Genomic DNA, 13,668 nt, shown 5'->3' on the forward strand with positions numbered 1-13,668 from the left:
GTCACACAACCTTTTCTGACAATAGCGCTTCCATCGTCGCGCCAGCATTGAAGCGCGAGCGTAGAGCATCCCATTCGTCGGCGCCGAAGCGGCGGAAGGTCTGCGCTACAGTGGTGCTGGTAGTCGGCGCCTTCATTGTGGCCTGGACCTCTGCCAGCGCAGCGTCGCCAGCCTGGATCGCTGCCTTGAGCATCAGGCCTGGCAGGATCGCCAGCTTGTAACCCATCTCCTCGGCCTGCCGCAGGTCGTCTATCGGGGTGCGGCCACCGGGTACCACGTTTAGCAGGCAGGCGCCTTTCACGCGCCGCGGCACCAACGCGGCCTCCTCGACGGACTGCGTGGCTTCGACGAAGACCATGTCGGCGCCGGCGTCAAGGGCGGCCTCAGCGCGCCAGATTGCCTCCTCTAGGCCCAACATGGCTCGGGCGTCGGTCCGGGCGATGAGCAGGAAGTCCGGGGAGCGGCGAGACTCGACGGCGGCGCGGATCTTGGAGACGAACTCCTCGCGCGAGACTACTTCCTTGCCGTCCAAATGGCCGCAGCGTTTCGGTGAGACCTGATCCTCAATGTGAATCGCCGCTACGCCGCGGGCTTCGTACTCGCGAACAGTGCGGACGACGTTCAGTTCATTGCCATAGCCTGTGTCAGCATCGGCAATCAGCGGGATGGCGATGGAGCGCGCCATAACAGCCGCGTTCTCAACCATCTCGCTCATCGTTAGCAAACCGAAGTCGGGAAAGCCGCGTGCGGCCGAGGTGCCTGCGCCGGTCATGTAGCAGGCGCCGAAACCCGCCTGCTCGATCAAGCGTGCGCCAATGCCGTCGTAGGCACCGGGGACAATCAACATGCCAGGCGCGGCAAGCTGTTGACGCAAGCGAGCGCCGGCGCTCTTTGGCGAAGAAACAGAGCTATTCATGGTGTGTATCCGTGGAAGGCTGCAATCGACAGTGTTTATGTTGTTATAAGAGTATCACAACATAAACACATGTCAACGAGTATGCTAGTGGTTGTTTATCCCCCCTCACAATTTCGGATGAAGCCTTCGAACGACATGCTTAGCGTCGATGCACGGGTGCCGCGTGCACGAGGCACCTCACTGCACCGGCAACTCTTCATGGTCCTGCGCGACGAAATCTTGCGCGGCTCCTACCCTTCGGGCCTGTTGCCGAAGGAGGAGGCGTTGTGTGAGCGCTTCGATGTTTCGCGCATCACGGTACGGCGTGCGCTGGCCGATCTCGCTGCCGAGGGGCTGGTGGAGAGCCGCCATGGCCGCGGCACGTTCGTGCGCGAGGACAGGCTACCGATGGCGCGCGAGCGTCCGAGCTTGAGCCTGATTGACAGCCTGCGTCAGGCCGCAATTGACACCAATGTTCAGGTGCTGCAAGTGGAGCAGGTCGAAGCACCGCTAGACGTGGCTTCGATGCTGCAACTCGTGCCCGGCGAGAAGGCGGTGCATGCATTGCGTCTGCGTAGCATTGACGACACGCCGGTGATGCTCACTGATGCGTGGGTACCCACCCGCTTTGGGAAGCAGGTGACGGCTGCTTCGCTCCGCAAGCACGCGCTCTACGAGATCTTGCTGGCTCAAGGAGTGAAGTTTGGCCGGGTTATCCAGGAAATCACAACGCAGGTGTGTGACCCACTGAATGCGCGCCTCATGAAAACTGAGGTGGGCATGCCGCTGCTTAGAGTTGTACGCGTAATCCACGACCAGGAGTCGCGGCCGGTGCAGTACATTGCCGTCACCATGACACCAGAGCGAAGCCGCATCCTGATGGACATTCCGGGCGACGCGGTGAACACCCTGAGTGCAGGGCAGTTCGTACACGACATCACGAAGCGAATTTCGGAGTAGGGGCTTGTCCCGTAGCGTGTTCGAGCGATGAGCGACCAACCGCTCCGCTGATTGCGGTGCCGATCCACCGCAATTCCCGTCCAAGCCTCGATTAGGCCTGGTCAAAGCAATCCCCTTGCTGACGCCTTCAGCGTCGCTGCGGCGCGCTAGCATTCAAGCTTTCGGAACACAATCTCGAGGTGGGTGGCTAAGGTATTTGTGCTAAGCGCAATTCCCGCGCGGCCTCCTTATTGGCTGCTCCTCGTGAAACTGTGCGCAACACGTCAAGCCCACGTGGCGATAGAGGGGCACTATCCCTCGGGCTATTCAAAGTTCGACGGGCCAAAGTCATGCCGTCGGAGGGCAAAGCATTGACTGATTTGCCGCACAAGCTACCTCTCGCGACCTCATCGCGCAGCTTTCGAGCCGACGCCAGCGCCCGCTCGCGCACGTAGGGTTCCTCCGACATGCCTAGCGCGTGCTCGGCAAGGTACCTCGAAGACTCAAGTTCCAACCGAGGGTTTGCACTAGCACCTCACAAGCTTTACATTCGTCTAGTTGTAATCATAATATAACGACATGATGACTAGCCGGCCTCAACTTCAGGTCGTCGAAGATCCAAAGAATTCAACAACCGTCAACACGAAGGAGACACGCAATGCCCACTCTCGACATCGCCGGCGACGCTCGGCGCACCATTGACGTCATCAAGCAAGGTGGCATCGCCCTGGTGCCGAACCAGACCGGCTACGCGATGACCGGCGCGATGCTGGACCCGCTGCAGAAGATCTACGACACCAAGCGCCGCGGTAGCCACAAGCGCAACGCGATGGCAGCTGACCTGGAGACACAGCGCGAGCTGATGACGCTCGGCAAGCGCGAGCAGGAGATGGTCGAGGCCATCACCGTCGATCACGACTTGCCGCTCGGCGTAATCGGCACCTTTCGCGCGGACCATCCGCTGCTCGTCAAGCTGGGCAGCGAAGCCTTGAAGGCCTCGACGGCCGGCGGCACCATCGGCAACTTGCTCAACGCCGGCCCGTTCCATAAGGAACTGACGCGGCTCTCGCGCGAAGAGGTAGTCCCGCTGTTCGGATCGTCGGCCAACCTGTCGGGCACCGGAACGAAGTTCGCCGTCGAGGACATCCAGCCCGAGCTGCTCGCCATTGCGGACATCACGATCGACTACGGGCTGTGCCGCTATCACACTTACCGGCGGGCTGGCACGCTGATCAACTTTTCGACAATGCAGGTGGTTCGCATTGGCGCGTGCTACGAGTTAATCTCCGGCGTGCTCAAGCGGTGGTTCGGTGTTGAACTGCCGGCCGACCCCGGTTTGGACGTGCTGCCGTCAGGCCATCTGAACGAGTACGCGCTGAAGAACGTTCAGTGAGCCGGCCATGACCGAGAACGTGAACCTTCGTCGGCGGGCCTTGCTCCAAGGCGGCGCCGGCCTGGCCCTGTCGTCGCTCGTGGTTCACGGTGCGGCACAGACCTGGCCCGCCCGGCCGATTCGTCTGCTGACCGGCTATGCGCCGGGCGGTTCGTCCGACATCACGGCGCGTGCGATCAGCGCGCCGCTTGCGCGGCTGCTCGGCCAGCCAATCGTCGTCGACAATAAGCCCGGCGCGAGCAGCGCGTTGGCGGCCGCCGAGGTCGCGCGTGCCGCTCCCGACGGCTACACGCTCGGCCTGCTCGACAATGCCCCGATGACGATCGTGCCGTCCCTGCGTAACCCAGGCTATGACCCGCTAACCGGCTTCACGTCGATCTCGATGGTGACGCAGATGCCGCAAGTACTGGTCGCGGCGCCGACGCTGCCCGCGAACAGCGTGCGCGAGCTTATCGAGTTGATGAAGAAGCAACCGGGCAAGCTGAACTACGGATCCGGTGGGTCAGGCAGCGTGGGGCATCTTTGCGCCGAACTTCTGAAGTCGCGTAGCCAGACGGTCGCGGTGCACGTGCCCTACCGCGGTGCTGCTCCGGTGGTGACCGCACTGATGGCCGGTGAAATCCAGTTCGCCTTCCTGACCTACACCGGAACGGCAGCGTTCCTCAAGTCTGGCAACCTCAAGGCGCTTGCCGTGAGTTCGACGACACGCTTGCCGACCTTGCCCCAGGTGCCAACGATCGCCGAGAACGTCCTGCCCGGCTTCGACGCCCCGGGTTGGTTCGCGCTGTTGGCCCCGGCCGGCCTGCCAGCGGGTATCGTCGCTATCCTCAACAAGGCGCTCGCTGACACGATGAAAATGCCGGCAATCGTGTCGCGGATGGAGGAGCTCGGGCAAATCATTGCCACGGGCAAAGTGGATCCGAAGCAGACCATCCCGACTGAGCTGGAGCAGTGGAAACGGTTGATAACGGAACGCAAGATCGTCGTCGATGGCTGACCGGCCAGCCATCCTCTCTAGAGTACCCCCCACCGAGGCACATTTGATGAACGGCTTAATGCAGGACCGTCCCCTGCTCATTTCCCACCTGATAGACTTCGCGGAACGACACAACGGCAGCACCGAGATCGTCTCGCGCCGTGTGGAAGGCGACATCCACCGCAGCACCTGGGCAGAGTGCGCGAAGCGAGCCCGCCGCGTCGCACACGCACTCGACGCAGAGCGGCTGCAGCGCGCGGACCGTGTGGCCACCCTGGCGTGGAACGGCTACCGCCACTTGGAGCTCTACTACGGCGTGAGCGGTTCCGGCCGGGTGCTGCACACGCTGAACCCGCGCCTGCACCTCGATCAGATCGCATGGATCGTCAACCACGCCGAAGACCGCATCCTGTGCTTCGACCTGAGCTTCCTGCCGCTGGTGCAGGCAATCCACTCCCGATGCAGCACCGTTGAGAAGTGGGTGGCGTTGTGCGACGTCGATAGGCTGCCAGCTGACAGTGGCATCCCGAACCTCGTGAGCTACGAGGACTGGATCGGCGGTCGGTCGTCGACTTACGAATGGCCGACGTTCGACGAAAACACCGCCTCGAGTCTCTGCTATACAAGCGGGACGACCGGTAACCCCAAGGGGGCGCTTTATAGCCACCGCTCCACCGTGCTGCATGCTTACGGCTCGGTGCAGCCCGACATGATGGGGCTGTCCGCGCGCGACTCAATCCTGCCCGTGGTACCGATGTTCCACGTCAATGCCTGGGGCCTGCCTTACTCGGCGGCTATGGTGGGCTGCAAACTGGTGTTCCCCGGCCCGGCGTTGGACGGCAAATCCGTCTACGAGTTGATCGAGGCGGAACAGGTCAGCTTCGCAGCTGGTGTGCCGACGGTGTGGAAAATGCTCCTGACTCATCTGCAGACCGGCGGCCTGAAGTTCTCGACCCTGGAGCGCACGGTGATAGGAGGCGCGGCCTGCCCGCCTGCCATGCTGCGCGCCTTCGAGCAACAGTATGGCGTGCGCGTGCTGCACGGTTGGGGCATGACCGAGATGAGCCCGCTGGGCTCGGTCTGTTCGCTCAAGAAGCAGCACGCGGCACTGCCAGATGAAGCGCGTTGGCGCGTACTGGAGAAGCAGGGCCGCGCGGTCTACGGCGTCGAGATGAAGATCGTCGGCGGCGATGGCCAGGCGTTGCCGTGGGACGGCCGGTCAGCCGGCGAGCTTCTAGTCCGCGGTCCCTGGATCGTCCGCGCCTACTTCAAGGGTGAAGGAGGTGACCCGCTCGTCGACGGATGGTTTCCCACCGGCGACGTTGCCACCATCGACCCCGACGGTTACCTCCAGATCACCGACCGCAGCAAGGACGTGATTAAGTCCGGCGGTGAGTGGATCAGCTCAATCGACATCGAGAACATCGCGATGGCGCACCCTGCGGTTGCCATGGCAGCCTGCATCGGCGTGAAGCATCCCAAGTGGGACGAACGCCCCGTCGTCGTGGTGGTCTGCAAGCCAGGTGTCGAGGTCTCGCGCGACGAGTTGCTCCAGTTCTACGCTGGCAAGAACGTGGCTAAGTGGCAGCGGCCCGACGATGTCGTCTTTCTCGACGCGATTCCACTGGGCGCAACGGGCAAGATGCTTAAGACCCGTCTGCGCGAGCAGCTTAAGGACTATCGGCTGGCGGACACCTCGGCCTGACGGCTGCGGGCGCGGTCAACGGCTTGTATACCGAAATAGCGTGCGCAGGGTTCACTGATCACCACTGTGTGGCCATGGGCGAACTGTTCGAGGAACTGGGAATCAAGGAAAGTTCGCCTCTGTACCTGTCCGCCCTGGCTGCCCGACCGCGAAGCGGTCAGCTCCTCCAGACGTATTGATATACTCGCTTCCCATGCTCGCGAAAGCGCACGCATGCATCTGGTTATTCCCAGATTTTGATGCAAACCTATGTACATGAACTGGAATAACCTACTACCCTCAATTGAGGATCTTCTTACATTGTTCCGGTGAGCATATCATTCCTTTAGGGTAGAAAGGACAAGCCGAAGGCCCCTGACTCTGTTAGAGCAGGGACCCTTCAATCAACCAAGGGTGGCTGACTCCGACAGTCTTTTCGAGTCATGCGCTATCTTCGCCCGCATGCTGGCCGTCTCAACTCTTCCCCCACAGCGACCAGTTTCCCCTCGCCGCTGCCGTATTCAACCGACCAGCGAGGCGGTCACCACCGAAGCCTTTCAATGGAAAGGGCGGCCCTCCCGTCGGGCGCCTTGTGGTCGGCCGACGTGTGACAATAGAATATATCGCGGCGTGGATGTGATGATTTAGAATGATTTGTTATAGCTGGTGTGGAACGTTTCGGCGAAGAATATATAGTAACGATTTACTTGGGGAGGGCTGATTCAATACGTGTGAATGCCTGTAATCCACGAGCCAAGAGTAATTGGCGCTGGTCACCTGGTTAGCTATCGCGGGCGCTTCTCGTTAGTCGCTGTAGGTGTACGGGAAGACGTTGATTCGTTGCTTCTATGGCAAGGGCATGCCTTGTTCTCTCTTGCTGAGCCTCGTCCACGTTCAATGACATTCCAATCCGGACCCGCTCACGCGTTCACAGCAGTGGCCAGAATCGCCACGCCGGTTAGCAGTGTGGCAGTCTTATTCATGACTCCCTCTCGGGAGTTGATGCTGAATTGGCATATGTGGTGGTGCCGGCGAGCCGGCAGCACGATCCAGTGATTTATGCGCCGATCTCGGTTGCGATGGTCGGGGTAGGTGACACCACACACCGCTGAGATCCACGCCTGCGAAGTTCAGCCGAGCTGCAGTACCGTGCGCTCCGTCAGTGAAAGGGTCCGGAGTGCGCGTTCCATGGGCGCTATCGGTGAAGGGGTTTCGCTTGTTGGTGACATGGGAACCGTCACAAAACGGATTCTTGCACCGACATGAACCCCATCGCTGTACATCTCATATTCATAGGACCGCCCCCATTTGCGGCCATCTAAAGGTGGGAGTATCTTCTCCGCGCCACAACCAGAGCAGTCTCCCCCGGAGGGCTAGTCGGGGCCCTGCCGTTGGAGCGCCGAAGACGTCCCTGGAAGCGGTGTGAAGCCGCTTTTCTCGCACAAAAAGTCAACAGGGCTGTTCCAAAAATTCGATGGGATGTACAAGGGCGAGTCTTTAAGCTTCCAGGCACATGCACAAATCTGTGTGCGGAGAAACGGAATGCTTGGAGAGAGCTTGGAGGGACTGAAAGTCCTTGATTTTTCACACGTACTTGCAGGGCCTGTGGCTTCGATGACGCTCGCGGACCTTGGCGCACATATCGTCAAGGTAGAGCCGATCGAGGGAGAAATCGGCCGCCATATCGGTCCGCCGTGGATCAATGGGCAAAGCCCGACGTTCATGAGTGTCAATCGCAACAAGCATAGTCTTGCCGTTGACCTCAAATCTCGCGAAGGACGTGAGGCCATCCATCGGATGGCCCTCGGCGCCGACGTGGTCATCGAGAATTTCCGCCCTGGAGTCATGGAGAAGCTGGGACTGGGATATGGGTCGTTAGCTCAGAAGAATCCCCGTCTCGTCTATTGTTCGATCTCGGCTTTTGGCCAGAAAGGTCCACTAAGTTCGCGGCCTGGTGTTGACGGCATCATCCAGGCAGTGAGTGGGCTGATGAGCACCCTTGGTCAGCATTCATCTCCGCCGGCCAAAGTCCCGGTTCCAATCGCCGACATGTTGACGGGATATCTGGCTGCAATTGCGGTTCTTGGTGCTCTACATCGCGTCCGGATTGGCCGTGGGGGGCAACATCTGGACGTTAGCCTCTATAACGCGACCGTCATGTTGCAGCAGGTCAGCTTTGCGGCGTATTTCGCGTCTGGCAAAGAGCCCGAGAAGTCCGGAAGCGCCGCCCCCTACGCGTGTCCGAACGAAGCCTATCCCACGAGAGATGGTTGGATGATGGTCGTGGCTTACCATCAGTCCAGGTGGGAAACACTTTGCAACCTTCTCGACTTTGCCAGTCTTGCTTCAGATGATCGGTTTTCGACGAATGACAGTCGTGTGGCGAACCGGGAAGTCTTGCACCAAATTCTTTCAGAAAAGTTCTTAACGCGAGACACATCCGAGTGGCTTGAACTTCTTTCCTCTCAAGACGTCATCTGCGCGCCGGTTTTGAGCTACGACCAGGTCATGACGTCGCCGGAGTATTCGTCTAGTGGCCTGACATGCGTAGTTGATCATCCAGTAGCGGGACGAATGCGTACGCATCGTTTCGCGTTGGAAGCCACAGATGGGTCGGAGGATCCACCAATGCCTGCTCCGGTCGTGGGGCAGCACACATCTGAAGCGCTGAGTCTATACGGCATGACGGATGATGAAATCGAGAAGCTAATCCGATGTGGAGTCGTTCGTGACGCATCGGTGAACGTCGCAACGCTCAATGAGAATCAAACGGAATACCCATGACTACTTCCATCATCAGACTGCCGCCGCATGACCGAATCGTGCTGCTTCGCCTCGCCTCCAGCAACTCACTTAACCCGCTAACGGATGAGTTGGTCGATGCGTTGGTGGGTGAGTTGCTCAAGAATGAAGCAGATCCGGATGTGTCCGTCACCATCATAACGGGAACGGAGCGGGCCTTTGCAGCCGGTGCCGATATCGCTGCGATGTCGCAACTGGACTATCCCACGGCGTTCCAATTGGACTACATCGGCCGCAACTGGGACATCCTGCGGACGCTAAGAAAGCCCTTGATTGCTGCGGTTGACGGCTATGCATTCGGAGGCGGGTGCGAGTTGGCAATGATCTGCGACATCGTCATTGCTTCGGAAGGTGCCACATTCGGGCAGCCTGAAGTCAAGCTCGGAATTGTACCTGGGGCTGGCGGTACCCAACGACTCCCGCGAGCCGTGGGAAAGTCCTCAGCGATGCTCATGTGCTTATCCGGCGACCCAATTTCCGCCCACGATGCGATGAGCATGGGCCTCGTCTCCAAGGTGACGCTACGGGAGGCGTTGGTGCCGGAGGCCATTGAAGTCGCGAAAGCGATTGCGAGGCACTCTCTACCCGTTGTGATGGCAATCAAGGAAGCTGTGAACAGGTCGTTTGAGAGCTCCTTGTCCGAGGGACTTCTATTTGAGCGACGAACGTTTCAGGCTGGCTTTGCCTTGGCCGACCAGAAGGAAGGCATGTCAGCATTCCTCGAACGGCGGGCGGCTACTTTTACTGGGCGCTGATTTTGCGCAACACCTATACAGAACTGGGAAAGAACGAAATGACCTCCATCAATGAATCAGGAGATGGGCGCGTTCTATGCGCGCTCGAATCCGGCGTCCTCACCTTAACGTTGAACAGCCCGTCCGACGGAAATGCCCTCAACATCGCGATGACGGAGAGCCTGTCCGATGCACTCGAGAGCGTAAATGGAATGGCGGACGTCCATTGTCTATTGATCCGCTCGTCCGGGCGCCACTTCTGTACAGGCGGGAACGTCAAGGACATGCAGCAGGGCAGTGATTTGATGGCCGGAAGCGTGACGGAGGTCCGGGAGCGGCTTCGTAACGAACTTCATCGTATTACGCGGGTCCTGGACAATCTGGAGGTGCCCTCCATATGCGCGGTCAATGGTGCAGCCGTTGGCGCGGGCTGTGATCTCGCGTTGATGTGTGACATTCGAGTTGCGGGGGAGGGTGCTACTTTTGCTGAGAGTTTTCTACGTCTCGGTCTGGTGTCCGGCATCGGTGGGGCATGGTTTCTCACGCGGATGGTCGGGCCTTCAAAGGCACTTGAGTTGACGTTGACCAGTGAATTCATCAACGCGGAGGAAGCCCAGCGACTTGGGATCGTGACGCGAGTGGTGGCCGATGCGGATCTGACTTCGAGTTCATTTGCGTTGGCCTCGGAAATTGCGCGTAAGCCTCCACACGCGCTGCGGATGGCGAAGCGACTCGTACGAGAGTCTGCCGGTTCGTCTTTGCCGGCGGCGCTTGAGATGGCCGCCTCGATGCAGGCCATTCTGCTTTGTGGCAGCGAGCACAAACAAGTTGTGCAGGATTTTCTGGAGAAGCAAGCTCGAGCGAAGCAAGAAGCTGCGCTGTAGCGCGTGGGTGGCTAGTGGGATGAGACGTACATCGAACCGGGATGGGCCGCGGGAATGGCGAAGGACTCCTTCATGCGTCTCACTTCATCGACCGGGCTTCTGCCGAACAGGCGCTTGAACTCTCTGCTGAATTGGGACGGGCTTTCATAGCCGACCTCGCTGCTGGCGCGGGCTGCGGACATCTCATTACGAAGCATGAGCAGCCGCGCGTGATGCAGGCGCGTCGACTTCAGGTACTGCATCGGGGATGTGTTTGTGACAGCCTTGAAATGCGAGTGGAACGTCGCGATACTCATACCAGCTTCGTTTGCCATCCGTGTAACATCCAAATCAGTGCTAAACGTGGCATGAATGCGTCGTAGCACACGAGCGATCTTCCCGAATTGGCCTTGCCTGACAGACGATAACGATGCCTGGATCGTACAAGACAGGGGTGGCCGCGAGAGGGCGGTTAGAGCGGAGGAAGCGAACATCCGGCATTGCGCACAGGTTATATCCCTCGCTTGGGGCTAGCCGAGAGAGAAGGGCAACCATGCGTTGCTGGAGAGTCTTCCTGCCGGCGTCGTAATTTTTGGCTTTGCTCACGGATGATGTTCCGTCATAGAAATAGGCAAGAACGCGAGACGCTGCGCCATCGATTCGATGAAACTTGCGAACTATTATACAAGCCGACCCACTCGACGCGGATTTGAATTCTAGCTTCAATGGCATCGGAATCCCGGCTGGAAAACCCGATGTCAAAAACCCAACACGCCAGCCCCTTTCTCGGACTTCCATATCATGATTCAGGTATTCAACCCCGCCGATGGATCCATCGTCGGTGAAGCCCCCGAAATGTCTCTTGACCAGGTCAAACAGGCAGTGGAGCGGATATGTGCCGCATTTCCTGCATGGTCGCGCAAGCTCGCGAAAGAACGTAGCGACATCCTTCGTCGCTGGTTCGAGCTTGTCAGAGATGACAAGCAGGTGTTTGCAGAAATTATGGTGAGAGAAAACGGAAAATGTCTTTCTGAGGCGCTAGGCGAAATCGATTACGGCCTCGGGTTCATTGAGTGGTACGCGGAGGAAGCCAAGCGTGTCTACGGCGACACGATACCGTCCCACGCAAGCAACGCAGCGGTTGTCGTGACGAAGGAGCCAGCAGGTCCTACAGCAGCCATCACCCCCTGGAACTTTCCCTTCATGATGATCGCGCGCAAGGTGGCCACTGCGCTTGCCGCCGGATGTACGATGATCATTAAGCCCTCCGAAGAAACGCCTCTCACTGCCTACAAGCTCCTGGAGTACGCACGCCTGGCGGGCATTCCCGATGGCGTACTGGAAATGGTCACTGGCAATCCAGCGGAGATCGGGAAAGTCTTCACAGGAGATGACCGTATCCGAAAGATTTCGTTTACCGGATCTACCGCAGTAGGCAAGCTGTTGGCCGCTGCGAGCGGACAGTCCCTCAAGAAGATGACGCTAGAACTTGGCGGTAATGCACCGTTCATCGTTTTCGACGATGCCAACTTCGAGCAGGCGGTTGCTGCCTTGGTTGCGGCGAAGTTGCGCAATTCCGGCCAGGTATGCATTTCGCCTAATCGCATCTACGTTCAAGACAGCATCTATGAACACTTCTTGGAAGCTATTGCTGCGAAGGTATCGGAAATCCGTGTCGATCAAGGATTTCAAGAGGAATTTGTTGTCGGTCCGCTTGTCAACAAGGTTGGATTCGACAAGGTGGTTGAACTGGTTGACGAGGCCAAGTCACATGGTGCACGGGTCGTGCTTGGTGGCAAGGCACATTCAAAGGGTGGGTTGTTTTTCGAACCGACGATTCTCGCCGATCTTCGTGATGAGATGCGAATCGCCCGCACCGAAATCTTCGGTCCAGTGTTTCCGATCTACCGTTTCAGCACGGAAGAGGAGGTCGTGAATCGGGCCAACAGCACGGAATACGGTCTTGTGGCCTACGCCTTTACACGTTCCCATGGTCGAGCTCAACGCCTGAGTCGCGCTATCGAGGCGGGTATGGTTATACTGAATTCGGGCTCTGTGGGTACCGCATCCGTCCCGTTCGGTGGCATCAAGCATTCCGGGTATGGCCGGGAAGGCAGCTACTATGGAATTGAGGAGTACGTTGAAGTGAAGTACGCGCTGATGGCGGGACTCGACGACTAGGAACGGTTTGCGCCCGCACAGTGCAACTAGCGAGATGCACTGTGCGGGGAAGTCCACGCAGTTTCGGCAAGCGCCGCGTTTGGTAGCCGAAAGGATTCGGACGAAGGGAAGCGAAACGCGATAGCTGCATCGTCCCTTCCGACGGTCTTATTCTGGCTCGATCCCGGCGGCCTTAATCACGCGTCCCCATTTTTCCGACTCAGTCTTCTGAAATGCAGCAAGTTCGGCGGGAGTCGTAGTCCACGACTGGGTCGCCGTCATCTGGAAGAACGATGCCGCCTGCTTGTCGCCAACAGCATGGACAAGCAGGTCTCTGAGCTTCTGAGCGATGGGAGTGGGGGTGCCCGCCGGTAGATATGCGGCGAACCAGTAGCCGATTTCATATCCCTTGATACCCGCTTCCTGCATTGTCGGTACATTGGGCAACTGTGGAAGACGCGTTGCGGTTGTCGCAGCCAACGGCCTCAGCTTTCCCGATGCGATATGCGGGAGTCCAACGACAGTGTCGACAAGCATCGTCTCGATGTGGCCGCCTAAGAGATCGTTCATCGCATTGGGGTTGCTGTTGTAGCCGACCCAAGTAATGTCTACCTTTGCCAACTGCTTGAGCATCTCGCCTGCAACTCGGCTGGAGGAGTTTCCGCTGCCAAAGGTAAGTTTTCCGGGGGCTTTTCGCGCTTGCGTGAGCAACTCACCGATATCCTTGTATTTGGAATCCGAACGTACAACGAGGACCTGACCGCCGCGTCCCAGCGCGGTGACAGGTTGAAAATCTGTCACGGGGTTATACGGCAGCCTCTTGAACAGGTGGGGATTCGCAGCCTGCGTCGTGTTGGTCGTGATGAGGACTGTGTATCCGTCGGGGGCAGCACGGGCAACATGCTGGGCGGCAATAATGCCCGAGGCGCCGGGCCTGTTTTCAACGACGATTGCCTGTCCAGTCTTTGCCGTGATGGAAACACCTAGTGCACGGGCCAGTTGGTCGGTGGCACTTCCCGCCGCAAAGGGCACCACAAAGCTGACGGGTTTCGAAGGGTACTCGGCTGCACGGACCGCTGTTGCGGCGAATAAAGCACAAGTAATTGCAGCCGCAATCGGGCGCTTGATCATCGTTTCGTCTCCAATGTGGCCTGGGAATTGGCTTCCCTACCGTTTTTCATGATGCGAGGATACGAACCGGTTCACGCCTGGACAATCGACT

The 13,668-nt window shown here is 58.8% G+C and carries 10 protein-coding genes and 1 pseudogene; 8 read left to right on the top strand and 3 right to left on the bottom strand.

The window, feature by feature from the left end; all coding sequences use genetic code 11:
- Window position 1: 1 nt before the first annotated feature.
- On the bottom strand, window positions 2-916 hold the full coding sequence (locus tag JTE92_RS01370) for an isocitrate lyase/PEP mutase family protein (RefSeq protein ID WP_063239407.1): 915 nt from the start codon (window positions 914-916) through the stop codon (window positions 2-4).
- A gap of 198 nt (window positions 917-1,114) precedes the next feature.
- Here JTE92_RS01370 and JTE92_RS01375 point away from each other — a divergent pair, with 198 nt between their 5' ends.
- From JTE92_RS01375 to JTE92_RS01405, 7 genes are all read left to right on the top strand, one after another.
- Complete coding sequence (locus JTE92_RS01375) at window positions 1,115-1,855, top strand: GntR family transcriptional regulator (protein ID WP_232353391.1); 741 nt, start codon at window positions 1,115-1,117, stop codon at window positions 1,853-1,855.
- 637 nt (window positions 1,856-2,492) lie between these two features.
- Window positions 2,493-3,227: a Sua5/YciO/YrdC/YwlC family protein gene (locus JTE92_RS01380; RefSeq protein ID WP_063239408.1), complete on the top strand. Its 735-nt coding sequence runs from the start codon at window positions 2,493-2,495 to the stop codon at window positions 3,225-3,227.
- A 7-nt stretch (window positions 3,228-3,234) separates the two neighbouring features.
- A complete protein-coding gene (locus JTE92_RS01385) occupies window positions 3,235-4,224 on the top strand; it encodes a Bug family tripartite tricarboxylate transporter substrate binding protein (RefSeq protein WP_063239409.1) in 990 nt (329 codons plus the stop codon).
- A gap of 46 nt (window positions 4,225-4,270) precedes the next feature.
- Complete coding sequence (locus JTE92_RS01390) at window positions 4,271-5,908, top strand: 3-(methylthio)propionyl-CoA ligase (RefSeq protein WP_063239639.1); 1,638 nt, start codon at window positions 4,271-4,273, stop codon at window positions 5,906-5,908.
- 1,401 nt (window positions 5,909-7,309) lie between these two features.
- Window positions 7,310-8,671 carry a CaiB/BaiF CoA transferase family protein gene (locus tag JTE92_RS01395; RefSeq protein ID WP_306431065.1) on the top strand — a complete coding sequence of 454 codons (1,362 nt, stop codon included), beginning with the start codon at window positions 7,310-7,312 and terminating at the stop codon, window positions 8,669-8,671.
- A complete protein-coding gene (locus tag JTE92_RS01400) occupies window positions 8,668-9,444 on the top strand; it encodes an enoyl-CoA hydratase-related protein (protein WP_063239411.1) in 777 nt (258 codons plus the stop codon). Before JTE92_RS01395 ends, JTE92_RS01400 begins: the two co-directional genes overlap by 4 nt.
- A 38-nt stretch (window positions 9,445-9,482) precedes the next feature.
- Complete coding sequence (locus tag JTE92_RS01405; RefSeq protein WP_063239412.1) at window positions 9,483-10,307, top strand: enoyl-CoA hydratase-related protein; 825 nt, start codon at window positions 9,483-9,485, stop codon at window positions 10,305-10,307.
- A gap of 11 nt (window positions 10,308-10,318) precedes the next feature.
- On the opposite strand, the pseudogene JTE92_RS01410 reads toward JTE92_RS01405, so the two are convergent.
- A pseudogene (locus JTE92_RS01410) lies at window positions 10,319-10,841 on the bottom strand (helix-turn-helix transcriptional regulator).
- 246 nt (window positions 10,842-11,087) lie between these two features.
- Between JTE92_RS01410 and JTE92_RS01415 the strand changes: the two are divergent.
- Complete coding sequence (locus JTE92_RS01415) at window positions 11,088-12,467, top strand: NAD-dependent succinate-semialdehyde dehydrogenase (RefSeq protein ID WP_063239414.1); 1,380 nt, start codon at window positions 11,088-11,090, stop codon at window positions 12,465-12,467.
- Window positions 12,468-12,614: 147 nt separating this feature from the next.
- Here the strand turns inward: JTE92_RS01415 and JTE92_RS01420 are convergent, their stop codons facing one another.
- A complete protein-coding gene (locus tag JTE92_RS01420) occupies window positions 12,615-13,577 on the bottom strand; it encodes a Bug family tripartite tricarboxylate transporter substrate binding protein (protein WP_063239415.1) in 963 nt (320 codons plus the stop codon).
- Window positions 13,578-13,668: the final 91 nt, after the last annotated feature.

Source organism: Cupriavidus oxalaticus (assembly GCF_016894385.1).
Taxonomy (GTDB): domain Bacteria; phylum Pseudomonadota; class Gammaproteobacteria; order Burkholderiales; family Burkholderiaceae; genus Cupriavidus; species Cupriavidus oxalaticus.

Excerpts from the sequence above, each read along its gene's own strand:
- JTE92_RS01370 (WP_063239407.1), bottom strand. The coding sequence starts at position 916 with ATGAATAGCTCTGTTTCTTCGCCAAAGAGCGCCGGCGCTCGCTTGCGT.
- JTE92_RS01375 (WP_232353391.1), top strand. The coding sequence starts at position 1,115 with ATGGTCCTGCGCGACGAAATCTTGCGCGGCTCCTACCCTTCGGGCCTG.
- JTE92_RS01380 (WP_063239408.1), top strand. The coding sequence starts at position 2,493 with ATGCCCACTCTCGACATCGCCGGCGACGCTCGGCGCACCATTGACGTC.
- JTE92_RS01385 (WP_063239409.1), top strand. The coding sequence starts at position 3,235 with ATGACCGAGAACGTGAACCTTCGTCGGCGGGCCTTGCTCCAAGGCGGC.
- JTE92_RS01390 (WP_063239639.1), top strand. The coding sequence starts at position 4,271 with ATGAACGGCTTAATGCAGGACCGTCCCCTGCTCATTTCCCACCTGATA.
- JTE92_RS01400 (WP_063239411.1), top strand. The coding sequence starts at position 8,668 with ATGACTACTTCCATCATCAGACTGCCGCCGCATGACCGAATCGTGCTG.
- JTE92_RS01405 (WP_063239412.1), top strand. The coding sequence starts at position 9,483 with ATGACCTCCATCAATGAATCAGGAGATGGGCGCGTTCTATGCGCGCTC.
- JTE92_RS01415 (WP_063239414.1), top strand. The coding sequence starts at position 11,088 with ATGATTCAGGTATTCAACCCCGCCGATGGATCCATCGTCGGTGAAGCC.
- JTE92_RS01420 (WP_063239415.1), bottom strand. The coding sequence starts at position 13,577 with ATGATCAAGCGCCCGATTGCGGCTGCAATTACTTGTGCTTTATTCGCC.